The following is a 24,006-nucleotide window of genomic DNA, read 5'->3' on the forward strand; positions in this document are numbered from 1 at the left end:
TCCGAGGAGTCGCATGCCCCGCCCGCCGACGCAGTCGCCCCAGTTCTCCTCGGTGGCCGACGTGAGCAAGCGGCTGTCGACCGCCGGGTACCTGCCCGACGCGCAGATCGCGACGACAGTCTTCCTCGCCGACCGGCTGGGCAAGCCGCTGCTGGTCGAGGGCCCGGCGGGCACCGGCAAGACCGAGCTGGCCAAGGCGCTGGCGGCGGCCACGGGCTCGGAGCTGATCCGGCTGCAGTGCTACGAGGGCCTGGACGAGGCGCGGGCGCTGTACGAGTGGAACTACAAGAAGCAGCTGCTGCGGATCCAGGCGGCGCAGGGTGGGGACGGCGCGGACTGGGACACCGTCCACGACGACATCTTCGGCGAGGAGTTCCTGCTCTCCCGGCCGCTGCTGACCGCGATCCGGCGCACCGAGCCGACCGTCCTGCTCATCGACGAGACCGACAAGGCCGACGTCGAGGTCGAGGGCCTGCTGCTGGAGGTGCTCAGCGACTTCCAGGTGACGATCCCCGAGCTCGGCACGGTGACCGCCACCCGCCGGCCGACCGTCGTCCTCACCTCCAACGCCACCCGCGAGCTGTCCGAGGCGCTCAAGCGGCGCTGCCTGTACCTGTCGCTGGACTACCCCTCGGCCGAGCGGGAGCGGGAGATCGTGCTCTCCCGGGTGCCCGACCTCGCGCCGGGGCTGGCCGAGCAGCTGGTGCGCACCATCCGGGCGCTGCGCGCGATGGAGCTGAAGAAGTCGCCGTCGATCTCCGAGACCCTCGACTGGGCGCAGACCCTGCTCGAGCTCGGCCTGGACACCCTCGACGAGACCGCGGTGCGCTCGACGCTCGGCGTGGTGCTCAAGCACGCCAGCGACCAGGACCGCGCCGCCGCCGAGCTGCGGCTCAACTGATGTCCGCGCCGTCGGCGCCCGCCGGGGGGCTGGCCGGTCACCTCGACGGCTTCGTGCGGGCGGTGCGGGAGGCCGGCATCCCGGTCGGGATCAGCCAGGCCGTCGACGCCGCGGAGATCCTCACCGTCGTCGACCTGCTCGACCGCGAACAGCTGCGGCACGGGCTGGCGGCGGTGCTGCTGCAGCGCGCCTCGCAGCGCCCGGCCTACGACGTGCTGTTCGACCTGTGGTGGCCGCTGTCGGACCGGCCCGCTCCCGGCCCCGCCGGCGACGACGCGGACCCCGCCGACGGCGAGCCGCAGGCCGACGGCTCGACCCTGGACCTGCCCGACGGGCACGGCGACGGCGACGAGCGCGACCTCGCGCAGCGGATGCGCGAGCAGCTGGCCCGGCTGCTGCTCGAGGGCGACGACGAGGCGCTGCGCCGCTTCGCCCGCCAGGCGGTCGAGCAGCTCGGGCGGGCGCCGGCGTCGCCGTCGGGGCAGTCCTACTTCGGCTACCGGGTGATGCGGGCGCTGTCGCCGGACACCCTGGTCACGCAGCTCCTGGCCGGGCTGCTCGGCGACGGGGGCCGCGGCGGGCTGGCCGAGCAGGTGGCCCGGCAGACCGTCCGCGAGCGGCTGGCCGCCTTCCGCACCGCCGTCGACGCCGAGGTGCGCCGCCGGGCCGCGGCCGACCGCGGGCGCGACCGGGTGGCGAAGAGCGCGGTGCGGCCGCTGGCCGAGCAGGTCGACTTCCTGCGCGCCCAGCAGTCCGACCTCGCCGAGCTGCGGCGGGCGGTGGCGCCGCTGGCCCGCCGGCTCGCGGTGCGGCTGTCGGCGCGGCGGCGGATGGGCCGCCAGGGCCGGCTGGACTTCCGCAGGACCGTGCGCGCCTCCCTCGGCACCGGCGGGGTGCCGGTGGTCACCCACCACCGGCCGCGCAAGGTGCACAAGCCCGAGCTGGTCGTGCTCTGCGACGTCAGCGGCTCGGTGGCCGGGTTCAGCCACTTCACGCTGATGCTCACCCAGGCGCTGCGCGAGCACTTCTCCGGCGTCCGGGCGTTCGCCTTCGTCGACTCCACCGACGAGGTGACCCGGTTCTTCCGGCCCGGCGCCGACGTCGCCGGCGCCGTCGCGCGGATCGGCCGCGAGGCCGACGTCGTCGCCTTCGACGGGCACAGCGACTACGGCAACGCCCTGGAGGTGTTCGCCGACCGCTGGCCCACCGCCGTGGGGCCGAAGACCTCGCTGCTGGTGCTCGGCGACGGGCGGACCAACTACCGCCAGCCCGGCCTGCCGGTGCTCGCCGACCTGGTCCGCCGCGCCCGCTCGGCGCACTGGCTCAACCCCGAGCCGCGGCGGCTGTGGGGCAGCGGCGACTCCGCCGCCGACCGCTACGGCGAGGTCGTCGACATGGTCGAGTGCCGCAACGCCACCCAGCTGGCGGAGTTCGTCACCACGCTCTGACACCACCCGGTTCCAGCGACACGCCCGGGGGACCCTCTGCGAGACCGCGCGTAACCGGTGGCCGGCAGCGCCGTTGGTCAGCGCGGGCACCGAGACGCGACACGGTGCCCGGCCCGTGCTCCCGTCGTCGCGGTCGGGAGCGCGGACGGCGCGACCGACGGCACGGGGGTGCCGGTCGCGACCGGGACGGTCCCGTCCCGACGGCCGGGTGCGGCGGCGCCCCGCGCCCGGCCGTCCGGGACCGGATCCGCCGGGTGCACCCGGGCCGCCGGTGCGGTGCCCGGCTAGGCTCGATCGGTGGCTGGTACCCGGATCGGCGTGATGGGTGGGACGTTCGACCCCGTCCACCACGGTCACCTGGTCGCCGCCAGCGAGGTGGCCGGGCTGTTCGGTCTCGACGAGGTGGTCTTCGTCCCCACCGGCCAGCCCTGGCAGAAGACCGAGCGCGAGGTCAGCCCCGCCGAGGACCGGTACCTCATGACCGTCATCGCCACCGCCTCCAACCCGCGGTTCTCCGTCAGCCGGGTCGACGTCGACCGCGAGGGCCCGACCTACACGATCGACACGCTCACCGACCTGCACGCCCAGCGTCCCGACGCCGAGCTGTTCTTCATCACCGGCGCCGACGCGCTGGCGCAGATCCTCAGCTGGCGCGACAGCGACCGGTTCCTCCGGCTGGCCCACTTCATCGGGGTCACCCGCCCCGGTTTCGCCCTCGCCGACGGGCACCTGCCCGAGGGCGCGGTCAGCCTGGTCGAGGTCCCGGCCCTGGCGATCAGCTCCACCGACTGCCGCGACCGCGTGGCCCGCGGCATGCCGGTCTGGTACCTGGTGCCCGACGGCGTGGTGCAGTACATCGAGAAGCGGGGCCTGTACCGCGCCGGCGGCCGGCGCTCGCCGGGCCCGCGCGGCGACCGGCCCACCCACGACCGCCTCCCGCCCGCCGCGCAGGCGGACCCGGCCGACCCCGACCCCACCGACCCACCGTCTGCCCACCTCCGGGAGGTGCCCCGATGACCGCCTCCGCCGAGGCCCGGGAGACCGCGCTGCTCGCCGCCCAGGCCGCCGCGGACAAGCTCGCCACCGACGTCTCGATCGTCGACGTCAGCGACCGCCTGGCCATCACCGACGCGTTCGTGCTCGCCGCGGCGCCCAACGAGCGCCAGGTGCAGGCGATCGTCGACGAGGTCGAGGAGCGGCTGCGCCGGCACGGCGTGAAGCCGGTCCGCCGCGAGGGCGTCGCCGAGGCCCGCTGGGTGCTGCTGGACTTCGTCGACGTCGTGGTGCACGTCCAGCACGCCGAGGAGCGCGCCTACTACGCCCTCGAGCGGCTGTGGAAGGACTGCCCGACCATCCCGTTCGTCGACCGCGCCGCCCCGCCCGCCGCCGACGGGGCGCCCGCCGCGACCGGCACGCTGTCCACCGACGACGTCGACCCGGGCAGCTCCGACCCCGTCCCGCTGGCACCCGACCCGACCGAGGACCTCACCGAGGACGACCTCACCGACGACGAACTGGCCGACGAGGACGCCCTCGAGGGCGACCCGCTCCAGGAGGAGCCCCTCGGCGGCGCCGCCGACGGGGACGCGGGGACGACCGGCCGGTGACGGCTCCCGCCGCCCTCGACCTGCCGGTGCCCCGGCTGGTCGTCTGGCGGCACGGACGGACCGAGTGGAACGCCACCGGGCGCTTCCAGGGCCAGATGGACCCGCCGCTGGACGCGGAGGGCCGCGCCCAGGCCGCCCGCACCGCGCCCCACCTGGTGGCGGCCGGGCTGGCGCCGGAGGCGACCGTCGTGGTCGCCAGCGACCTGGTCCGCGCCGCCGACACCGCCGCCGCCCTGACCGGCCTGCTCGGCGTGCCGCTGCGGCTGGACGAGCGGCTGCGCGAGCACGGGCTGGGCTGCTGGGAGGGGCTCACCCGCGCCGAGGTCGCCGAGCGCCACCCCGAGCAGTACGCCGACTGGCTCGCGGGCCGGCCGGTGCAGGGCCGCGGCGGCGAGGAGGCCACCGACGTCGCCCGCCGCGCGCTGGCCGCCCTGCGCGACCTGCCGCCGGCCGAGGTGGCCGTCGTCGTCACCCACGGCGGGACCGCCGGCCGGCTCGTCGAGGCCCTGCTCGAGCTCGGCCCGCAGCACCGTCGGGTGTTCGGCCCGCTGGCCAACTGCGGCTGGAGCGAGCTCGCCCGGCAGGGGGACCGGTGGCGGCTGATGCGGCACAACGCCGTCGTCGCCGCCCTGCCGGGCCGGGTCGAGGGACCGGCCGTCGGCGCCCCGGCGCCGGTCCCGGCCGACGCCGCGGCCACCCCGGAGGGCGCCGCGCCCCCGCCGACCCAGGACGCCGACGCGGTCCTCTGAGGTCACCCGCCGGCCACCGGCCGTCCGCCTGCGCGTCAGCCGCCGGTCGGCGTCGGGCTAGCCTCCCCTGGTGTCCGTCGCCGTGGTCACCGACTCCACGGCCTACCTGCCGCCCGACCTCGTCGCGCGGTACGGCATCGAGGTGGTCCCGCTCTACGTCGTCCTCGCCGGGCACTCCGGCCGGGAGGGCACCGAGATCACCCCGGAGGACGTCGCCCGGGCGCTGACCTCCCGCGGGCAGCACGTCTCGACCTCGCGGCCGACCCCCGGCGACTTCGTCGCCGCCTACCGCCGCCGGCTCGCCGAGGGCGCGGACCGGGTGGTGTCGATCCACCTGTCCGCCGAGCTGTCGAGCACCTGGGACGCCGCCCGGCTGGCCGCCGCCCAGGTGGGGGAGCACCTCGTGACCGTCGTCGACTCGCGGTCGACGGCGATGGGCACCGGCTTCCCCGTCCTCGCCGCCGCCCGCGCCGCGGCCGACGGCGCCACCGCGGCCGAGGTCGCCGCCGTGGCCGCGCGGACCGCCGCGCGCACCCGCACGCTGTTCGTCGTCGACACCCTCGAGCACCTGCGCCGCGGCGGCCGCATCGGCTCGGCCGCCTCGCTGCTGGGCACCGCGCTGGCGGTCAAGCCGGTGCTGCACGTGGCCGAGGGGCGGGTCGTCCCGCTGGAGCGGGTGCGCACCTCCGGGCGCGCCCTCGCCCGGCTGGTGAAGCGCGCGGAGGAGGCCGCCGGCGGCCCGGGCGCCTCCCTCGCCGTCCACCACCTGGCCGCGCCCGAGCGCGCGCAGCGCCTGGCCGCCGAGCTGCAGCGCGCCGTGCCCGGCGTCCGGGAGCTGCACGTCAGCGAGCTGGGGGCGGCGGTCGGCGCGCACGTCGGGCCGGGCGCGGTCGGCGTCGTGGTGACCCCGGCGGAGGGGGACTGAGCGGAGGGCGGACACGGCGCGCAGCGTGCACCCGGCGCCCGCCGGACGGCCCGCGCCCGTCCACAGCCCCCACCGCCGTCCACAGTCCCCGCGGACCGGTCCTCCCGGGCGGGCGGTCTCCCTAGCGTCCGCCGCGTGCGCCTGACCTCCCGCCGCGACCCCGCCGCCGACGTCATCCGTGCCCGTCTCCGGGTGCTGCTCGACGAGGGCCGGCGCTCGGGCTGGCTGCCCGACGACGACCCGCTCGAGTTCCCGCCGCGCACCGGCGTCGCCCTCCTCCGCCGCCCGGAGCCCCGTGGGGACCGGGTCGACGACGACCTCGACGACGACCTCGACGACGACCTCGACGACGACCTCGACGGCGACCGCGACGACGACCCGGCGGACGGGCGGCTGCCGGGCGGGCTCGGCCGGCACCGGGCGCCCGGGCGCGCGGTGCGGGTGGACCCCGGCCGCCGAGGCAGCGCGGCGCTGTGGCTCACCGGCCTGGTGGCGGCGCTGCTGCTCGCCGGGTGGACCTGGCTGCAGCGGCCGGAGGTGGAACCGGCTCCCGAGCCCGCCCCGGCCGCCGACACGGAGCCCGCGCCCGCGGAGGCGGCCGGGGCCCGCACGACCGTCGTGGTCTCGGTCGTCGGCCTCGTCGTCACGCCCGGCCTGGTGACGCTGCCCGAGGGCGCCCGCGTCGCCGACGCGGTGGCCGCGGCCGGCGGCCTCCTGCCCGAGGCCGATCCCGCCTCGGTCAACCTGGCCGCGGTCGTCAGCGACGGGCAGCAGATCGCCGTCGGCGTCCCCGGCACGGCCGCCGCGCCGGCCGGCGGGGGAGCCGCCCCGCCCGGCCCGCTGGACCTCAACGCCGCCACGGTCGCCGACCTCGACGCCCTGCCCGGCATCGGCCCGGTGCTCGCCCAGCGCATCGTCGACCACCGCGGGCAGCACGGCCGGTTCACCAGCGTCGAGCAGCTCGACGACGTCCCGGGCATCGGCCCCGCCGTCTACGGCGAGCTCGCCGACCTGGTCCGGGTGTGAGCGCCCGCCCGGACCGGCGCTGGTCGTGGCTGGACCTGCGCCTGGTCCCGGTCGCCGCCGCGGTGTGGGCGGTCACCCTCGCCGCCGGCCTGCTGTCGCCCCCGGCCCTGCTCGTCCTGGCCGGCGCGGCCACGCTCGCGGCGCTGCTGCTCGTCCGGCGCCGGGGACGGGCCGGCGTCCTCGTGCTGCTCGCCGTGCTCGCCGCCGTGGCCACCACCGCGACCGTCGCCGCCGTCCGCGGCGCCGCCCGCGCCGCCTCCCCGCTCGCCGACGTCGCCGCCGGCCGCACGGTCGACGCGGTCCTGGAGGTCGACGGCGACCCGCGGCGCGTCGCCGGCACCGGCCCGCCTCGGCTGGTCCTCGACGTCACGGTCACCGCGGTGACCGACCGGGCGGCCACCGTGTCGCTGACCGCCGGGGCGGTGCTGTTCGCGCCGGCGCCGGACTGGACCGGCGTGCTGCCCGGGCAGGTGGTGCGCACCCGGGTGGCGGTGGCGACCGCGCCCGCCACCGACGGTGTCGTCGCGCGGCTGTCGGCCCGCGGCCCGCCGGAGCCGGTCGAGGAGCCGTCCCGGCTGCAGCGCGCCGCCGGTGCCGTCCGCGACGGGCTGGCCGCCACCGCCCGGCGCGTGCTGCCCGCACCCGCGGACGGGCTGCTGCCCGGCCTGGTCGTCGGCGACACCCGGGGCCTGGACCCGGTGCTGGAGGAGGACTTCCGCCGCGCGGGCCTGTCCCACCTCACCGCGGTCTCCGGCGCCAACGTGGCGATCGTCCTCACCGGCGTGCTCGCGCCGCTGCGCCGACGGGCGGTCGACCGCCGGGTGCAGGCGGTCGTGGCCCTCGCGGTCCTCGCCGGCTTCGTGGTGCTGGTCCGGCCCGACGCCAGCGTCCTCCGGGCGGCGGCCATGGGCGCGGTCACCCTCCTGGCGCTGGCCTCCGGCCGGGCGCGGGCCGCGGTCCCCGCGCTGGCCGCCTCGGTCGCGGTGCTGCTGCTGCTCGACCCGCGCCTGGCCCGCGACGCCGGCTTCGCCCTGTCGGTCGCGGCGACGGCGGCGATCGTGCTGCTGGCGCCCCGCTGGTCGCACCGGCTGCGGCGCCGCGGCTGGCTGCGTACCCCCGCCGACGCGGTGGCGGTCGCGGCGGCCGCCGGGCTGGCCACCGCGCCGCTGGTGGCGGGCCTGTCCGGGCTGGTCAGCCCGGTGTCGCTCCCGGCCAACCTGCTCGCCGCGCCGGCGGTGGCTCCGGCGACGGTGCTCGGCCTACTGGCCGCCGTCGTGGGACCGGTCGTGCCGGTCGCCGGGGACGGTCTGGTGTGGCTGGCGGGCTGGCCGGTGCGGTGGCTGGTCGCCGTGGCGCGCACCGCGGCCGCCCTGCCCGACGGCGCGACCGGCTGGCCGGCCGGCACCGGCGGTGCGCTGCTGCTGACCGTCCTGCTGCTCGCCGCCGGGCTGGCGCTGTGGCGGTACCGGCGGCTGCGCCCGGTGGGGCTGGCCGCGCTGCTCGGGCTGGTGCTGCTCGGCTGGCCGCTGCGCCAGGTGGCCGACGGCTGGCCGCCGCCGGGGACCGTGCTGGTGGCCTGCGACGTCGGCCAGGGCGACGCGCTGGTCCTGCCGACCGGCCCGGGCGAGGCCGTGCTCGTCGACGCCGGCCCGGAGGTGGGCGCGGTCGACCGCTGCCTGGACCGGCTGGGCGTCGACCGGCTGCCGCTGGTGCTGCTGTCGCACCTCGACGCCGACCACGTCGGCGGGCTGGCCGGGGCGCTGGACGGGCGGGAGGTGGGCGCCGTCGCCACCGGCACGCTGTCCCCGGCCGACGACCGGGCCGGCGACCTGGCCCGCGCCGCCGCCCGGGCGGGCGCTCGCCGCGAGGTCCTCGTCCCCGGCGACCGCCGCGACGTCGGCGGCGCCCGGCTCGAGGTGCTGGCGCCGCCGCCGGAGATCGCCACCGCCGCGGCCGAGCCCAACGACCTCTCGCTGGTCGTGCGGGTCACCGTGCGCGGCGTGCGGGTGCTGCTCACCGGCGACCTGAGCGCGGCGGCCGAGGCGCGGGTCCTCGACCGGGGCGTGGACCTGCGCGCCGACGTGCTGAAGGTCCCGCACCACGGCAGTGCCGACGTCGACCCGGCCTTCCTCGCCGCGACCGGCGCCCGGGTGGCGCTGGTCAGCGTCGGCGCGGAGAACACCTACGGGCACCCGGCGCCGCGGCTGCTGTCGCTGCTGGCCCGGGACGGGGTGCGGGTGCACCGCACCGACCGGGAGGGCGACCTGGCCGTCGTCGGCTCGGTGGGGGAGTGGGGCGTCGCCGCCCGCGGCGCTCCGGGGGCGCAGGCCGGACCGGTGCACCCCGGCGACGACGGCGTGCCGGGAGGACCCGCGGTGCGGCCGGACCGTCGGCGGGCCGTGACACCATCGGGGCGTGGCAGCGGCACCCCCGGCACCGACCTCCCGCCTGCGGGCCGTCGTCGGCGAGGAGGAGCTGCTGCGCTCCCGCGCCGTCGCCGCCGTGCGCGCCGCCGTCCTCGAGCGCCACCCCGCCGCGGAGGTGCACGAGCTGGTCGCCGCGGGCCTGCCGGTCGGGCAGCTCGCCGACGTGCTGGCGCCGTCGCTGTTCGGCGAGCACCGCCTGGTCGTCGTCAGCGGGGTGCACGAGGCCGCGGGCGCCCTGGTCGACGCCCTGACCGGCTACTGCAAGGACCCCGACCCGGAGCTCACGCTGGTCGTCGTCCACCACGGCGGCAAGCGCAACGAGGCGCTGGTCAAGGCGTTCACCGCGGCCGGTGCGGCGCTCGACGAGTGCGCCAAGATCTCCTCGCCCGGCGACCGGGCGTCGTTCGTCCGCAACGAGGTGCGCGCGGCCGGCGGCCGGATCACCCCCGACGCGGTGGCCGCCCTGGTCGACGCCGTCGGCGCGGACCTGCGGGCGCTGTCGTCGGCGGCCACCCAGCTGGTCGCCGACTTCGGCGGGACCATCGACGCCGACGCCGTCGCCCGCTTCCACCGCGGGCAGGCCGAGGTCACCGGCTTCACCGTCGCCGAGAAGGTGCTGGTGGGGGACCGTCAGGGCTCGCTGGAGACGCTGCGCTGGGCGCTGGACCGCGGCGTCGCGCACGTGCTCATCGCCGACGCGATCGCCGACGGCATCCGGACCGCGGCCCGGGTCACCTCGCTGAACACCACCAACACCGGTGACCTCGCGCGGGCGCTCAAGCTGCCGCCGTGGAAGGTGAAGAAGGCCCAGACGCAGGCGCGCGGCTGGAGCATCGAGGGCCTGCAGCAGGCGATCGGGGTGGCCGCCGAGCTCAACGCCGACGTCAAGGGCGTCGCCGCGAGTGCCGACTACGCGCTCGAGCGGGCCATCCGCCGGATCGTCGACATCCGCGCCACCACCGGCCGCGGCCGGGTCCGCGCCGGCTACTGAGCGGCCGGGCCGGCCCGCCCCGCACAGCGACGGGCCCCCGTCCTCCGGTGGGGAGGACGAGGGCCCGGGAGCGCTGGGACGCAGCTCAGAGGCTGGTCAGCTGCTTGGCCATGCCCGACTTGCGGTTGGCGGCCTGGTTCTTGTGGATGATGCCCTTGCTGGCGGCCTTGTCGAGGGCCTTGCTGGCCTTCTGCAGCGCCGTGGTCGCGGCCTCGGTGTCGCCGGCGGCGGCGGCCTCGCGGAAGCGGCGGACGGCCGTCTTCAGGGCGGACTTGACGGCGACGTTGCGCTGGCGCGCCTTCTCGTTCGTCTTGTTCCGCTTGATCTGGGACTTGATGTTCGCCACGCGTGAGCCTCGGTGTCTCGCAGGAGGGAAAGGGTCTGTCGGTGCGTCCGGACGGCATGCGTCAGCGGACCGGCCTGCCAGGTTACCAGCGTGCGGCGCGCCGTCCCAACCCGGCCGCGGGGGGACCTCCCCGGCACGGTGCTCCACCGCCGTGCCCCGGCGTGGGACGATGGCGGCACTGTGACGACTCCCGCTGCCACCGATCCCGCCCGGATCCGGAACTTCTGCATCATCGCCCACATCGACCACGGCAAGTCGACGCTGGCCGACCGGATGCTCGAGGTGACCGGGATCATCGAGGCGCGGCAGATGCGCGCGCAGTACCTCGACCGGATGGACATCGAGCGCGAGCGCGGCATCACCATCAAGGCGCAGAACGTGCGCCTGCCCTGGAAGGTCGGGGACACCGAGTACGTCCTCGACATGATCGACACCCCCGGCCACGTCGACTTCACCTACGAGGTGTCCCGGTCGCTGGCCGCCTGCGAGGGCGCGGTCCTGCTGGTCGACGCCGCGCAGGGCATCGAGGCGCAGACCCTGGCCAACCTCTACCTGGCCCTGGAGAACGACCTCACGATCATCCCCGTCCTCAACAAGATCGACCTGCCGGCCGCGCAACCCGAGAGGTACGCCGCCGAGATCGCGCACATCATCGGCTGCGAGCCCGAGGACGTCCTCAAGGTCAGCGGCAAGACCGGCGAGGGCGTGCCGGAGCTGCTGGACGCGATCGTCGCGCAGATCCCCGCGCCGGAGGGCGACGCCGAGGCCCCGGCCCGCGCGATGATCTTCGACTCGGTCTACGACATCTACCGCGGCGTCATCACCTACGTCCGCGTCGTCGACGGGCGGATCTCCAGCCGCGAGCGCATCCGGATGATGTCGACCGGCGCCACCCACGAGCTGCTCGAGATCGGCGTCATCTCGCCCGAGCCCAAGCCGGTCGACGGCCTCGGCGTCGGCGAGGTCGGCTACTTCATCACCGGGGTGAAGGACGTCCGCCAGTCCCGCGTCGGCGACACCGTCACGCTGCAGCACCGCCCGGCCGCCGAGCCGATCGGCGGCTACAGCGACCCCAAGCCGATGGTCTACTCCGGCCTCTACCCGATCGACGGCAGCGAGTACCCGCTGCTGCGCGAGGCGCTGGACAAGCTGCTGCTCAACGACGCGGCGCTGACCTACGAGCCGGAGACCTCCGCGGCGCTCGGCTTCGGCTTCCGCGTCGGCTTCCTCGGCCTGCTGCACCTGGAGATCGTCCGCGAGCGGCTCGAGCGCGAGGCCGGCATCAGCCTCATCTCCACGGCGCCCAACGTCGTCTACCGGGTGGTGATGGAGGACGGCACCGAGCACACCGTCACCAACCCCAGCGACTGGCCCGAGGGCAAGATCGACAAGGTCTACGAGCCGATCGTCAACGCCACGATCATCGCGCCCAGCGACTACACCGGCGCGATCATGGAGCTCTGCCAGAGCCGGCGCGGCCAGCTCGGCGGCATGGACTACCTGAGCGAGTCCCGCGTCGAGCTGCGCTACACCCTGCCGCTCGGCGAGATCATCTTCGACTTCTTCGACGCCCTGAAGTCGCGCACCCGCGGCTACGCGAGCCTCGACTACGCCGAGGCCGGCGAGCAGGAGTCCTCGCTGGTCAAGGTGGACATCCTGCTGCAGGGCGAGGCCGTCGACGCGTTCAGCGCCATCGTCCACAAGGACAAGGCGTACAGCTACGGCGTGATGATGGCCGGCAAGCTGCGCGAGCTCATCCCGCGGCAGCAGTTCGAGGTGCCCATCCAGGCCGCCGTCGGCTCCCGGGTGATCGCCCGCGAGACCGTGCGCGCCATCCGCAAGGACGTCCTCGCCAAGTGCTACGGCGGTGACATCACCCGCAAGCGGAAGCTGCTGGAGAAGCAGAAGGAGGGCAAGAAGCGGATGAAGATGGTCGGCCGCGTGGAGGTCCCGCAGGAGGCCTTTGTCGCCGCGCTGTCGACCAACGAGCCCTCCGCCGCCAAGAAGTGAGCGGCCGGCTGCTCGCCGTCTGCGTCTCCGGCTCCGACCTGCTGCCCCTGCCCGGGCGCCGGCCCGACCGCAGCGGCATCGACAAGCGGCCGAGGCCCGGCCGCGTCGCCGTCGGCGAGCTGGGCCTGGACGGCGACGTCCAGGTCAACCGGAAGCACCACGGCGGGGAGGGGCAGGCGGTCTACGCCTACGCCCAGGAGGACGCCGACTGGTGGGCCGCCGACCTCGGCCGCGACCTGCCGCCGGGCCGCTTCGGCGAGAACCTCCGGACGGCGGGCCTGGACCTCACCGAGGCGGTCATCGGCGAGCGCTGGCGGGTGGGGACGGCGCTGCTCGAGGTGACCGCGCCGCGCATCCCGTGCGCCAACTTCGCCCGCTTCTGGGACGTCCCGGACCTGGTCAAGCGGTTCACCGCGCACGGCGCCACCGGCGCCTACCTGCGGGTGCTCGAGACCGGCGACGTCGGCACGGGGGACGAGATCGCCGTCGTCGACCGGCCGGAGCACGGGGTCACCGCCGGCCTGGCCTTCCGCGCGCTCACCACCCAGCGGTACCGGATCGCCCAGCTGGAGCCCGCGCTGGCGTCGTTCCCGGTCAAGGACCAACCAAAGCTCGCCGCGCGGATCGCCGCGAGGGCCGCCGCCCCGGCCTGACGCGGCGCCGGCGTCAACCGGCCGCCCCGTCCCCGGGACCCCCGCCGCCTGCGTCTGCCGGCCACCGCGACGCGCTACCGTGCCCGCGCCGGGAGCCGACCGGCGGGAGCGGGGAGGACGACGATGGTGCTGCGCCGTGCTGCCGCGACGGTGGCCGGGCTGGTGGTCGCGGTGTCCGCGCTGGCCGGCTGCGGCGGGAGCGAGCCGGAGGAGTCCGCCGGCGACCTGCTCGCCCGCGCGAAGGCCACGCTCGACGAGACCGAGTCGCTGCACTTCGTGCTGACCAGCGAGGGCGCCCCCACCACCGGCACCGCGCTGGTCGGCGGCGAGGGCGACGTCCTCCGCCCGGCCTCGTTCGAGGGCACGCTGCAGGTGCTGGCCGTCGGCTCGGCGCTCGACCTCGCCGTCGTCTCGGTCGACGGCACCGTCTACGCGCAGCTGCCCTTCACCAGCGGCTACAGCGTCGTCGACCCCGCGCAGTTCGGCTTCGGCGACCCCGGCGCGCTGCTGGACCCCGACACCGGCATCTCGCAGCTGCTCGCCCAGGCCGACGCCGCCGAGCTGGGGGAGGAGCGCCGGGTCGACGGCGAGGTGGTGCGCGAGGTGACCGCGGAGATCCCCGGCGACCTGGTCGAGCAGGTGCTCACCAGCGAGGACCCGAGCCAGCCGGTGGAGGCCCGCTTCTCCGTGGCGACCGAGTCCGGCCAGCTGCGCCGCGCCGAGCTGACCGGCCCGTTCTACGCGGCCGACCAGGACGCCACCTTCACCATCGAGCTCTCCGACCCCGGCGACGATGTCGAGATCACCGCACCGCCTGTCGGCTGAGCCGCAGGCGCCCGCGGTCCCGGGGCTGCCGCTGGTCGTCCTCGCCACCCTGGCGGTGCTGGTCACCGCGGCCGACACCTACGTCGTCGTCCTGGCGCTGCCGGACATCCTCACCGGGGTCGGCGTCGGCATCGACGAGCTGCAGCGGGCGACGCCGATCGTCGGCGGCTTCCTGCTCGGCTACACCGCCACGCTGCCGCTGCTGGGCCGGCTGGCCGACCTGCGCGGCCGGGTCCCGGTGCTGGCCGGCTGCCTGCTGCTGTTCGCGCTGGGCTCCCTGCTGACCGCCACGGCGACCGACCTGGGCCTCGCCGTCGCCGGCCGCGGGCTGCAGGGCGTGGGCGCCGGCGGGCTGGTCCCGGCCACGCTGGCACTGGTCGCCGACCGGTGGCCGCCCGAGCGCCGGGCTGTGCCGCTGGGCGTGGTCGGCGCGGTGCAGGAGGCCGGCGCGGTGCTCGGCCCGCTGGCCGGCGCCGCGGTGCTCGCGGTCGGCGACTGGCGGGCGGTCTTCTGGCTCAACCTGCTGCTCGGGCTGGTCCTCGCCGCGGGGGTGGTGCTCACCGGCGGCCGCCGGCGGCCCGACCCCGTCGGCCTGGTCCTGCTGCTGCTCACCGGCACCGCCGCGGGCCTGCAGCTGGCCGAGCCGGCCGCGCTGGCCGAGGACGTCACCCTCGGCCTGGCCTGGGTGCCGCTGGCCGACGGCGGAGCCGCCTCGACGCCGCTGGTGCTGGCCGCCGTGGCCGCCGGGCTGGCGCTGGTCGCGCGGAGCCTCGCGCACCCCGACGGCGCGGTGCTGCCGCTGCGCGGGGCGCCGCGGCTGGTCCGCGAGGTCGACGCGCTGGGCTCGCTGCTCGCCGTCGTCGCGCTCGGGGCGCTGGTGTGGTCCTTCGCCGCGGCCGACCCGGCCACCGAGGTCGTCGCCCACGGCCCGGTGCTGCTGCCGGTCGCCGCGCTGGCCGCCGCCGGCTTCTGGCTGCACGAGCGGCGCGCGCCCGACCCGGTGCTGCCGCTGGGCGCGCTGCGACCGGCCGGCGCGTGGGGCGCGCTGCTGGTCAACCTGCTGGTCGGGGTGGCGCTGGTGGCTGCGCTGGTCGACGTCCCGCTGTTCGCCCGCGCCACGACGACGCCCGGCGACCAGCTCGGCGCCGCGCTCGTGCTGGTGCGGCTGCTGGTGGCGGTCCCGGTGGGCGCGGTCGCCGGCGGGTGGCTGTGCCGGGTGCTGCCCCCGCGGCTGGTCGCCGCGGGCGGCACGGTGCTGGCCGCGCTGGCGCTGTGGGCGATGACCGGCTGGGGCGAGACGTCGCTGGACCGGTGGGGGTCCACGGTCGTGCTGCTGGCCGCGGGGCTCGGGTTCGGCCTGGCGATCGCGCCGGTCAACGCGGTGCTGCTGGCGGTCACCGGGCCCGCCGTGCACGGCAGCGCCAGCGCGCTCGCCGTCGTCGCCCGGACCGTGGGGATGCTGGTCGGGCTGTCGCTGCTCACCGCGGTGGCGCTGCGCCGGTTCACCGCCGAGGTGGCGGCGCTCGGCTCGCCGCTGACCGTCTGCCCGGACACCCCGGCCGACTGCCCCGCCTACGAGGCGGCCGTCGACCAGGCCGTCCTCACCCAGCTGCACACCGTCTTCGCCGGCGCCGCGGTCGCCGCCGCGCTGGCGGCGGTCGCGGCGCTGGTGCTGCTGCGCGAGGTCAGCGCGGCTCGTGCACCGCGTAGTGCGTGACGGTGTCCTCGCGCTGCACCAGGAAGCGGTCGTCCTCGGGGTAGTAGACGGCGGCCTCGAGGTCGTCGCCGGCGAACCCGCGGACCGCGTCCAGCGACTCCCACAGGCTCAGCGCGACGACCTCGGTGCGGCCGTCGCCGAGGTCGCGGGTCAGCACCCAGGCGCCCTCGTTGCCCGGCGTCCGCCGGTACTCGCCGACCCCGGTCTCCTCGACGTAGGCGGCGTAGGCGTCGGCGTCCCCGGTGCGGACCCAGCCCCGCCACACCCGCGCTGTCCTGGCCACGGCCGGCCTCCTCGTCAGAGCGTGAAGACGATCTTCCCGGCGGTGCGCCCCTCGAGCATGCGGCTGAAGCCCTCGCGGGCCTCCTCGAGCGGCAGCTCGACGTCGATGACCGGGCGGACGCCGGTCACCGCGCACATCCGGACCAGCGACTCGAGCTCGTCGCGGGTGCCCATGGTGGACCCGACCACCGACAGCTGGGTGAAGAACACCCGGTTGAGCTCGGCGCCCGGGTCGTAGCCGGTGGTGGCGCCGGAGGTGACGATGACGCCGCCGGGCCTCAGGGACCTGACGCTGTGGCTCCAGGTCGCCTTGCCGACCGTCTCCATGACGCCGTCGACCCGCTCGGGCAGCCGGGCGCCGGTCTCGAAGGCCTGGTCGGCGCCGAGCTCGAGCGCGGCCGCGCGCTTCTCCTCGCTGCGGCCGGTCACCCACACCCGGTAGCCGGCGGCCCGCCCCAGGACGACCAGCGCGGTGGCGACGCCGCCGCTGGCGCCCTGCACGAGCACCGTCTGGCCGGGCCGCAGACCGGAGCGGACGAACAGCATCCGGTAGGCGGTCAGCCAGGCGGTGGGCAGGCAGGCGGCCTCGGCGAAGGACAGCTCCGCGGGCTTGGGCAGCACGTTGCGCCGGGGGACGGCGACCCGCTCGGCCATCGTGCCCTGGTACAGCTCGGAGAACAGCGTGCGCTTCGGGTCGAGCGTCTCGTCGCCGGTCCACCCGGGGCTGGCGACGACGCCGTGGACGACGACCTCGTTGCCGTCCTCGTCCAGCCCGGCGGCGTCGGTGCCCAGGATCATCGGCATCCGCTCCTGGGGCAGGCCGACGCCGCGCAGGCTGAACAGGTCGTGGTGGTTGAGGGAGACGGCCTCGACCTGCACCGTCGTCCAGCCGTCGGGCACCTCCGGCTCGGGCCGGTCGCCGACCTCCAGGACGGAGAGCGGGTCGTCGGGCGAGGGTGTGGAGACGAAGACGGCGCGCATGCGGCGGACGCTAGCGGACGACGAGGACGTGCTCCTGCCGCGGGACGAACTCGCCGATCACCGGGGCGCCGGGCACCTCGCCGGCCAGCAGCAGCCCGCCGGAGGTCTGCGCGTCGGCCAGCAGCAGCGCCTCGTCCTCCCCCACGGCGGACAGGTCGGTGTGCGGGCGCACCCAGTCGAGGTTGCGGCGGGTCCCGCCGGAGACGAACCCCGCGGCCAGCGCCTCGCGGGCGCCGGCCAGGTAGGGGACGGCGGCGGCGTCGACCACCGCGGTCACCCCGCTGGCGCGCGCCATCTTGTACAGGTGACCGAGCAGGCCGAAGCCGGTGACGTCGGTGCCCGCGCGGACGCCGGCGGCCAGGGCGGCGCGCGAGGCGTCCCGGTTGAGCGCGGTCATCGAGGCCACCGCCTCCTCGCTGACCTCGCCGGTGGCCTTCATCCGGTTGTTGAGCACGCCGACGCCCAGTGGCTTGGTCAGCGACAGCGGCGTCCCGGCGACGGCGGCGTCGTTGCGGATGACCCGGTCGAGGTCGAGGACGCCGGTGACGGCCATGCCGTACTTGGGCTCGGGGTCGTCGATCGAGTGCCCGCCGCCGACGTGGCAGCCGGCCTCCTGCGCCGCCTCGAGCCCGCCGCGCAGCACCTCGGCGGCGAGCTCGGCGGGCAGCACGTCCCGCGGCCAGCCGAGCAGGTTGACCGCGACCACCGGGGTGCCGCCCATCGCGTAGACGTCGGACAGCGCGTTGGCCGCGGCGATCCGGCCGAAGGTGTACGCGTCGTCGACGACCGGGGTGAAGAAGTCGGTGGTGAGCACCAGCCCCTGCCCGCCGGCGGTGCGGACGACGGCCGCGTCGTCGCCGTCGTCGAGGCCGACGACGAGCTCGGCGGCCGGGTCGACCGGGCCGGTGTGCGTGAGCCCCGCGACGACGGCCTCGAGCTCCCCGGGCGGGATCTTGCAGGCGCAGCCGCCGCCGTGCGCGTACTGGGTGAGGCGGATCCGTGCGGGCGCGCTGGTCACGGCCCCACCGTAGGCTGGCCGGCGGAGGCGTCAGGGCGCCTGGTGGCCCCCGCGGCCTCTAAAGCCGACGTGGCCGAGCAGCTCGGTCAGGCGGGTTCGATTCCCGTCCGCCTCCGCCAGCCTCCCCGCGGGCCGGCGCGCATACGCTCCGCAGCGATGAGCGCCGACCCGCGGCGGGCAGTGCCCCGCACCGACACGCTGCTGGCCGACCCGGCGCTGGCCGACGCCGCCTCGCGCCTGGGCCGGGAGCTGGTCAAGGACGCCGTCCGCGCCGTGCAGTCCCGCATCCGCGCGGGCGAGCTCGCGCCCGACGACGCGGTCGCCGCCGTCCTCGCCGGCCTGCCGTCGACCGCGTCCGCCCTGCGCCCGGTGCTCAACGCCACCGGCGTCCTCGTGCACACCAACCTCGGGCGGGCACCGCTGTCGGCCGCGGCCGTCGAGGCGGTGGTCGCGGCCAGCGGCACCACCGACGTCGAGCTGGACCTGTCCACCGGCCGCCGCGGGCCGCGCGGCGAGGCGGCGATCGCCGCGCTGCTGGCCGCCGTCCCCGCCGCCGGGGCCGCGATCGTGGTGAACAACTGCGCGGCCGCGCTGGCGTTGGTGGCCACGGCGCTGGGCGGCGAGCTGGTCATCGCCCGCGGCGAGCTGGTCGAGATCGGCGACGGCTTCCGCATCCCCGCCCTGCTCGAGTCGACCGGCGCCCGCCTGCGCGAGGTGGGGACGACGAACCGGGTGACCCTCGACGACTACCGCGACGCCCTGCACGACGACACCGGCGCGGTGCTCAAGGTGCACCCGTCGAACTTCGTCGTCCGCGGCTTCACGCGGGCCGTGCCGGTGCACGAGCTGGCCGAGGCGCTGGCGAACAGCGGCGTGCCGCTGGTGGCCGACGTCGGCTCCGGGCTGCTGCGGCCGCACCCGGCGCTGCCCGACGAGCCGGACCTGCAGACGACGCTGGCCGACGGCGCCGACCTGGTGCTCGCCAGCGGGGACAAGCTGCTCGGCGGCCCGCAGGCCGGCCTGGTGCTCGGCCGCGCCGACCTGGTGCAGCGGCTGCGCCGGCACCCGCTGTACCGGGCGCTGCGGGTGGACAAGACGACGCTCGCCGCGCTGGAGGCCACCCTGCGCGGCCCGCAGCCTCCGGTGCAGCAGATGCTCGCCGCCGACGTGGACGGGCTGCGCGCCCGGGCGCGCGCGCTGGCCGGCCGGCTGGCCGCCGCCGGGGTCGACGCGCACGCCGTCGACTCCGCCGCCCGGGTCGGCGGGGGAGGGGCGCCCGAGCACCCGCTGCCCAGCGCGGCGGTCTCGCTGCCCGAGCCGTTCGCCGAGCCGCTGCGGCGGGGTGCGCGGCCGGTCGTCGGGTACGTGGCCGACGGGCGCACCCTGCTCGACCTGCGCAGCGTGCCGCCGTCGGCCGACGACGACCTCGCCGCCGCGGTGCTGGAGGTGGCGCAGCGGTGGCCCTGAGCGGCATGGACGTGATCGCCACCGCCGGGCACGTGGACCACGGCAAGTCGACGCTGGTCCGCGCGCTCACCGGCATGGAGCCCGACCGGTGGGAGGAGGAGCGCCGCCGTGGCCTGACCATCGACCTCGGCTTCGCCTGGACGACGCTGCCCTCGGGCCGGGTGCTGGCCGTCGTCGACGTGCCGGGGCACGAGCGGTTCGTCGGCAACATGCTCGCCGGCGTCGGGTCCGTGCCGGCCGTGCTGGTCGTGGTGGCCGCCGACGACGGCTGGTCGCCGCAGACCGCCGAGCACGTCGCCGTCCTCGACGCGCTCGGCGTGCGGCACGCGCTGCTCGCCGTCACCAAGGCCGACCTCGCCGACCCCGCGCCCGTGCTCGCCGACGCCACCGAGCGGCTGGCCGCGACGTCGATGGGCGCCGTCCCCGGCGTGGCGGTGAGCGCGCCGACCGGCCGCGGCGTCGCCGAGCTGACCGCCGCCCTCGAGGCGCTGCTGGCCGGGCTGCCCGCGCCGGACGCCGAGGCGCCGGTGCGTCTGTGGATCGACCGCGCGTTCCCGATCCGCGGCGCCGGCACCGTGGTCACCGGGACGCTCGCCGCCGGGTCCGTCGCACCCGGCGACCGGCTGCGGCTCGGCGACCGCGAGGTGGGCGTGCGCGGCGTGCAGTCGCTGGGCCGTCCGGTGGAGCGGGCGACGGCGACCGCGCGGGTGGCGCTGAACCTGCGTGGGATCGCCGTCGAGGACCTCTCCCGCGGCGACGCGCTGCTCACCCCCGGCGCGTTCCGGACCACCGCGGAGGCCGACGTCGTCCTGGCCCGCGCGCCCGAGGGGCGGCTGCCGGCCGAGGCGGTGCTGCACGTCGGCTCGGCGGCGGTGCCGGTGCGGCTGCGCCCGCTCGACGGGCGGGCGGTGCGGCTGCGGCTGGCCGCCCCCCTGCCGCTGCGGGTGGGGGACCGGGTCCTGCTGCGCGACCCGGGGGCCCGGCGGGTGCTCGGCGCCGACGTCCGCGACGTCGCGCCGCCGGAGCTGCGCCGCCGCGGGGCGGCCCGGCAGCGGGCCGGCGAGCTGGGCCGCCAGCAGGCCGGGCCGACCGGTGCCGCCGCCGACCTCGCCCGCCGCCGGGTGGTGCGCGCCGACGACTTCACCGCGATGGGCTGGCCGGTGCCCGGCGAGGCCGTCCGCGCCGGACCGTGGCTGCTGGCGCCGGGGCTGGTCGGCGAGCTGGCCCGCCGGGTGCCGGGGCTGGTGGCCGCGCACCGGCAGGCGCACCCGCTGGAGCCCGGGCCGCCGGTCGCCGTCGTCCGCCGGGAGCTGGACCTGCCCGACGACGACCTGGTGGCCCTGGTCGTGCGGCCGCCGCTGGCGCTGCGCGAGGGCCGGGTCGTCGTGGCCGCCGCCGGCCTGCCGCCGGCGGTGCAGCGGGCGGTCGACGCCATCCGGGCGCGGCTGGCCGCCGATCCGTTCGCCGCCCCGGACGCCGACGAGCTGCGCGCCGCCCGCCTCGGACCCCGCGAGCTGGCGGCCGCGGTGCGCGACGGGCAGCTGGTGCGCATCGCCGACGGCGTCTACCTGGCGCCGGGCGTGGAGGAGGCCGCCCGCGCGCGGCTGGCCGCGGTGTCGCAGCCGTTCACGCTCAGCCAGGCGCGCTCGGCGTGGGGGACGACGCGGCGGGTGGCCGTACCGCTCATGGAGTGGCTCGACGCGCGCGGGGTCACCCAGCGGCTGCCCGACGCCACCCGCCGGCTCCGCTGATCCGGCGTGGGACACGGACTGTGACGTTCCGCTGACCTAGCGTGTCCCGGTGATCGACTTCTCCAGCGGCTCGGTGTTCAAGCTGAGCCAGTGCAACCCCCAGGACGTCGCCGGCGACGTCGCCCCGCTGCTCATCCCGGGCGAGCAGCTGTACTTCGCGTTCAAGACGGTGCGGGACTTCGTCGTCTTCACCGACAAGCGGCTGATCGCGGTGAACGTCCAGGGCATGACCGGCCGCAAGAAGGACTTCACCTCGCTGCCCTACAGCAGGATCCAGGCCTTCTCGGTGGAGACCGCGGGCACCTTCGACCTCGACGCCGAGCTGGACCTGTGGTTCAGCGGGCTGGGCAAGGTGCGGCTGGAGTTCAAGGGCAACTCCGACATCCGCCAGCTCGGCCAGATGATCGCCACCTACGTGCTCTGAGCGCAGTCGTGCTCTGCACACACCCGTGTGCAGGGCACGACTTCCCGGCGCGGATCCTCGGGTCCGGGCAGCTCGTGCTCTGCCCCCACCGGCGGGGCAGAGCACGACCGCGCACGGGACAGGTCAGCCGCCGGCCTGGCGGAGCAGCGCGTCGCGCTCGTCGCTCTCCGTCAGCACCGGCTGCGCGGAGGAGGCGTCGACGGTCTCCACGGTGTCCTCGAGGTCGACCGGCTCGGGCAGGGTGCGGAAGCGTTCGCGCGGGTCCTCGGGAACGGTCATGTCCGGAGCGTCCCGCGGGTGAGCCGGGTCCGCTAGAGCGAGGGGACCCAGCGCGCCGGGCGCCTCTCGCGGAACGCGGCGATGCCCTCCTGACCGTCCTCGCCGGCGAAGGCCCGCGCCGAGAGCTCGAGCAGGTCGTCGAAGGAGCCGCGGAGCCCGCCGGCGCGCAGCAGCCGCTTGGTCTCGGCCAGCGCCCACGGCGACCCGGCGGCCAGCGCCAGCACCTGCCCGTCGACGGCGGCGTCGACCCCGTCGTCGGGTGCCACCAGGTCCACCAGCCCGCCGGCCGCGGCGGTGGCGGCGTCGAACACCTCGCCGGTGAGCATGAGCCGGTGCGCCACGTGCGGGAGCATCCGCGGCAGCACGACCGCGGAGATGACGGCGGGCACCAGCCCGAGCCGCACCTCCGACATGCCGAACGTCGCCGAGGACGCGGCCACCACGACGTCACAGGCCGCGGCCAGGCCGACCCCGCCGGCCCGCGCCGGCCCGCGCACCGCGGCCACCACCGGCTTGGGGGCGGTCCAGATCGTCCGCAGCAGGTCGGGGAGCTCGCGCACCCCCTGGTCCCCGGCCCCGGCGCCGGCCGCCTCGGACAGGTCCATCCCCGAGCAGAACACCCGCCCGGCGTGGTCGAGCACGACCACGCGCACCGCGTCGTCGGCGAGCGCGGCGTCGAGGGCCTCGCGCAGCTGCGCGCGCAGCGCCCGGGAGAGCGCGTTGCGGTTACCGGGGGAGTCCAGCACCAGCCGGGCCACGCCCCCCGCGACGGTCACCTGCAGCAGCCGGTCCTCGTCCACGGGCGCAGAGCTCACCCGGGCATCCTGCCCCGGGGTGGCGGGGGCGCGGCACACTGGGAGCAGATGACCACCACCCTGCCGCTGCTGCCGGCGCGTCCGCCCGCGGACGACGACCTGCCGGCCGGTGCCCGCGAGCACCTGACGACGACGCCGTTCGGCCTCTACGTGCACGTGCCGTTCTGCGCCACCCGCTGCGGCTACTGCGACTTCAACACCTACACCTCCGACGAGCTCGGCCCCGGCGCCAACCGCGCCGAGTACGCGGGCACCGCGATCGCCGAGCTGCACCGCGCCGCGCGGGTCCTCGGCCCCGACCTGCCGACGGTCTCCACCGTCTTCGTCGGCGGCGGCACCCCGACGCTGCTGCCCGCCGAGGACCTCGCCGCCGTGCTGGCCGCCGTCCGCGAGCTGTTCCCGGTCGCCGACGGCGTCGAGGTGACCACCGAGGCCAACCCCGAGTCGGTGACCCCGCGGTCGCTGGCGACCCTGCGCGCGGCCGGCTTCACCCGGCTCAGCCTCGGGATGCAGTCCGCCGCCGAGCACGTGCTCGCCGTCCTCGACCGGCGGCACACCCCGGGGCGCGCGGCGCAGGCCGCGCGGGAGGCGGTCGCGGCCGGCTTCGAGCACGTCAACCTGGACCTCATCTACGGCACGCCGGGCGAGACCGACGCCGACTGGGCCGCCTCGCTCGACGCCGTCCTGGCCGCGCCGGTCGACCACGTCAGCGCGTACGCGCTCATCGTCGAGGACGGCACCCGGCTGGCCCGCCGCATCGCCCGCGGCGAGCTGCCGATGCCCGACGACGACGTCCTCGCCGACCGCTACGTCCAGGCCGACACCGTGCTGCGCGGCGCCGGGTTCGACTGGTACGAGGTCAGCAACTGGTCGCGCGGGGACGCCGCCCGCTGCCGGCACAACGAGCTGTACTGGGCCAACGCCAACTGGTGGGGCGTGGGCCCGGGCGCGCACAGCCACGTCGGCGGCGTGCGCTGGTGGAACGTCAAGCACCCGGCGGCGTACGCGCAGCGGCTGGCGGCGGGGGAGGGCCCGGTGGCCGACCGCGAGGTGCTCGAGCCCGCCGACCGCGCGCTGGAGACGGTCATGCTCGGCCTGCGGCTGCGCGACGGGCTGCCGCTGACCGCGCTGTCCGACACCGGCCGGGCCCGCGCCGCCGACGCCGTCGCCCGCGGCCTGCTGGAGCCCGCCGCGCACGCCGGGGGCCGGGCGGTGCTCACCGACCGCGGCCGCCTGCTCGCCGACGCCGTCGTCCGGGACCTGACGGACTGAAACTCCGCCTTCCGGGGGGGGGGGGGGGCGCGCGGCGGGGGGGGGGGGGGGGGGGGGGGGGGGGGGCGGGGGGGGGGGGGGGGGGGGGGGGCG

Annotated in this window: 22 protein-coding genes, 1 tRNA gene and 1 pseudogene; 18 read left to right on the forward strand and 6 right to left on the reverse strand. The window is 77.1% G+C overall.

The annotated features are described in order from the left end of the window. Positions 1–13: 13 nt before the first annotated feature. The 9 genes and pseudogenes from ACI79Z_RS10190 (at position 14) to holA (ending at position 10,073) form a co-directional block, all read left to right on the forward strand. A complete protein-coding gene (locus tag ACI79Z_RS10190; RefSeq protein WP_387985364.1) occupies positions 14–901 on the forward strand; it encodes an AAA family ATPase in 888 nt (295 codons plus the stop codon). Then, a complete protein-coding gene (locus tag ACI79Z_RS10195; protein WP_456902554.1) occupies positions 901–2,349 on the forward strand; it encodes a vWA domain-containing protein in 1,449 nt (482 codons plus the stop codon). Before ACI79Z_RS10190 ends, ACI79Z_RS10195 begins: the two co-directional genes overlap by 1 nt. A 297-nt stretch (positions 2,350–2,646) precedes the next feature. Then, positions 2,647–3,366, forward strand: coding sequence for a nicotinate-nucleotide adenylyltransferase (gene nadD, locus ACI79Z_RS10200; protein ID WP_456902555.1), 720 nt, complete (start codon positions 2,647–2,649; stop codon positions 3,364–3,366). Continuing rightward, positions 3,363–3,956 carry a ribosome silencing factor gene (rsfS, locus tag ACI79Z_RS10205; RefSeq protein WP_387985357.1) on the forward strand — a complete coding sequence of 198 codons (594 nt, stop codon included), beginning with the start codon at positions 3,363–3,365 and terminating at the stop codon, positions 3,954–3,956. The genes nadD and rsfS overlap by 4 nt, the downstream gene beginning before the upstream one ends. Next, positions 3,953–4,705 (forward strand): histidine phosphatase family protein, encoded by a 753-nt coding sequence (locus tag ACI79Z_RS10210; RefSeq protein ID WP_456902556.1) that lies wholly within the window; start codon positions 3,953–3,955, stop codon positions 4,703–4,705. Before rsfS ends, ACI79Z_RS10210 begins: the two co-directional genes overlap by 4 nt. 70 nt (positions 4,706–4,775) lie before the next feature. Continuing rightward, positions 4,776–5,630 carry a DegV family protein gene (locus ACI79Z_RS10215; protein WP_387985353.1) on the forward strand — a complete coding sequence of 285 codons (855 nt, stop codon included), beginning with the start codon at positions 4,776–4,778 and terminating at the stop codon, positions 5,628–5,630. 135 nt (positions 5,631–5,765) lie between these two features. Beyond that, on the forward strand, positions 5,766–6,656 hold the full coding sequence (locus ACI79Z_RS10220; RefSeq protein ID WP_456902557.1) for a ComEA family DNA-binding protein: 891 nt from the start codon (positions 5,766–5,768) through the stop codon (positions 6,654–6,656). Positions 6,657–7,285: 629 nt separating this feature from the next. Continuing rightward, positions 7,286–8,758, forward strand: a pseudogene (locus ACI79Z_RS10225) (ComEC/Rec2 family competence protein); the annotation flags it as partial. A 400-nt stretch (positions 8,759–9,158) separates the two neighbouring features. Continuing rightward, complete coding sequence (gene holA / locus ACI79Z_RS10230; RefSeq protein ID WP_456902558.1) at positions 9,159–10,073, forward strand: DNA polymerase III subunit delta; 915 nt, start codon at positions 9,159–9,161, stop codon at positions 10,071–10,073. Between the two features lie 85 nt (positions 10,074–10,158). Here the strand turns inward: holA and rpsT are convergent, their stop codons facing one another. Continuing rightward, positions 10,159–10,419, reverse strand: coding sequence for a 30S ribosomal protein S20 (gene rpsT / locus ACI79Z_RS10235; protein WP_387985345.1), 261 nt, complete (start codon positions 10,417–10,419; stop codon positions 10,159–10,161). Positions 10,420–10,599: 180 nt separating this feature from the next. On the opposite strand from rpsT, the gene lepA reads away from it, so the two are divergent. The 4 genes from lepA (at position 10,600) to ACI79Z_RS10255 (ending at position 15,624) form a co-directional block, all read left to right on the forward strand. Beyond that, positions 10,600–12,429, forward strand: coding sequence for a translation elongation factor 4 (lepA, locus tag ACI79Z_RS10240; RefSeq protein WP_387985342.1), 1,830 nt, complete (start codon positions 10,600–10,602; stop codon positions 12,427–12,429). Further along, positions 12,426–13,082: an MOSC domain-containing protein gene (locus tag ACI79Z_RS10245; RefSeq protein WP_456902559.1), complete on the forward strand. Its 657-nt coding sequence runs from the start codon at positions 12,426–12,428 to the stop codon at positions 13,080–13,082. The genes lepA and ACI79Z_RS10245 overlap by 4 nt, the downstream gene beginning before the upstream one ends. A gap of 123 nt (positions 13,083–13,205) precedes the next feature. Next, entirely contained in the window at positions 13,206–13,907 is a 702-nt protein-coding gene (locus ACI79Z_RS10250) for an LppX_LprAFG lipoprotein (protein ID WP_456902560.1), read from the forward strand. After that, positions 13,876–15,624 (forward strand): MFS transporter, encoded by a 1,749-nt coding sequence (locus tag ACI79Z_RS10255; protein ID WP_456902561.1) that lies wholly within the window; start codon positions 13,876–13,878, stop codon positions 15,622–15,624. The genes ACI79Z_RS10250 and ACI79Z_RS10255 overlap by 32 nt, the downstream gene beginning before the upstream one ends. On the opposite strand, the gene ACI79Z_RS10260 is transcribed toward ACI79Z_RS10255, so the two are convergent. The 3 genes from ACI79Z_RS10260 to selD are packed head-to-tail and all read right to left on the reverse strand — an operon-like array spanning position 15,593 to position 17,905. Then, entirely contained in the window at positions 15,593–15,907 is a 315-nt protein-coding gene (locus ACI79Z_RS10260; protein ID WP_387985332.1) for a hypothetical protein, read from the reverse strand. The two genes, ACI79Z_RS10255 and ACI79Z_RS10260, sit on opposite strands and share 32 nt — an antisense overlap. 14 nt (positions 15,908–15,921) lie before the next feature. After that, the gene (locus ACI79Z_RS10265; protein ID WP_456902562.1) at positions 15,922–16,887 is read right to left on the reverse strand and encodes a zinc-binding dehydrogenase; all 966 of its coding nucleotides are present in this window, start codon (positions 16,885–16,887) and stop codon (positions 15,922–15,924) included. A 10-nt stretch (positions 16,888–16,897) separates the two neighbouring features. Beyond that, positions 16,898–17,905: a selenide, water dikinase SelD gene (gene selD, locus ACI79Z_RS10270; protein ID WP_387985327.1), complete on the reverse strand. Its 1,008-nt coding sequence runs from the start codon at positions 17,903–17,905 to the stop codon at positions 16,898–16,900. 23 nt (positions 17,906–17,928) lie between these two features. Between selD and ACI79Z_RS10275 the strand changes: the two genes are divergently transcribed. The 4 genes from ACI79Z_RS10275 to ACI79Z_RS10290 all read left to right on the forward strand — a co-directional run bounded on the left by ACI79Z_RS10275 (position 17,929) and on the right by ACI79Z_RS10290 (position 21,547). Then, a tRNA-OTHER gene (locus tag ACI79Z_RS10275) sits at positions 17,929–18,024 on the forward strand. A gap of 37 nt (positions 18,025–18,061) precedes the next feature. Further along, a complete protein-coding gene (gene selA, locus ACI79Z_RS10280; protein ID WP_456902563.1) occupies positions 18,062–19,372 on the forward strand; it encodes an L-seryl-tRNA(Sec) selenium transferase in 1,311 nt (436 codons plus the stop codon). Beyond that, positions 19,363–21,123, forward strand: a complete 1,761-nt coding sequence (gene selB / locus ACI79Z_RS10285) for a selenocysteine-specific translation elongation factor (RefSeq protein ID WP_456902564.1) — start codon at positions 19,363–19,365, stop codon at positions 21,121–21,123. The genes selA and selB overlap by 10 nt, the downstream gene beginning before the upstream one ends. Positions 21,124–21,172: 49 nt before the next feature. After that, positions 21,173–21,547: a PH domain-containing protein gene (locus ACI79Z_RS10290; RefSeq protein WP_387985318.1), complete on the forward strand. Its 375-nt coding sequence runs from the start codon at positions 21,173–21,175 to the stop codon at positions 21,545–21,547. 123 nt (positions 21,548–21,670) lie between these two features. Here the strand turns inward: ACI79Z_RS10290 and ACI79Z_RS10295 are convergent, their stop codons facing one another. Together ACI79Z_RS10295 and ACI79Z_RS10300 are read right to left on the reverse strand one after the other, a co-directional pair. Continuing rightward, positions 21,671–21,826, reverse strand: coding sequence for a hypothetical protein (locus ACI79Z_RS10295; RefSeq protein WP_387985315.1), 156 nt, complete (start codon positions 21,824–21,826; stop codon positions 21,671–21,673). Positions 21,827–21,858: 32 nt separating this feature from the next. Continuing rightward, complete coding sequence (locus tag ACI79Z_RS10300) at positions 21,859–22,641, reverse strand: enoyl-CoA hydratase-related protein (RefSeq protein WP_456902565.1); 783 nt, start codon at positions 22,639–22,641, stop codon at positions 21,859–21,861. Between the two features lie 48 nt (positions 22,642–22,689). Between ACI79Z_RS10300 and hemW the strand changes: the two genes are divergently transcribed. Next, complete coding sequence (gene hemW, locus ACI79Z_RS10305; RefSeq protein WP_456902566.1) at positions 22,690–23,913, forward strand: radical SAM family heme chaperone HemW; 1,224 nt, start codon at positions 22,690–22,692, stop codon at positions 23,911–23,913. Positions 23,914–24,006 lie beyond the last annotated feature (93 nt).

The sequence above is a fragment of the Geodermatophilus sp. SYSU D00663 genome, from assembly GCF_054050655.1.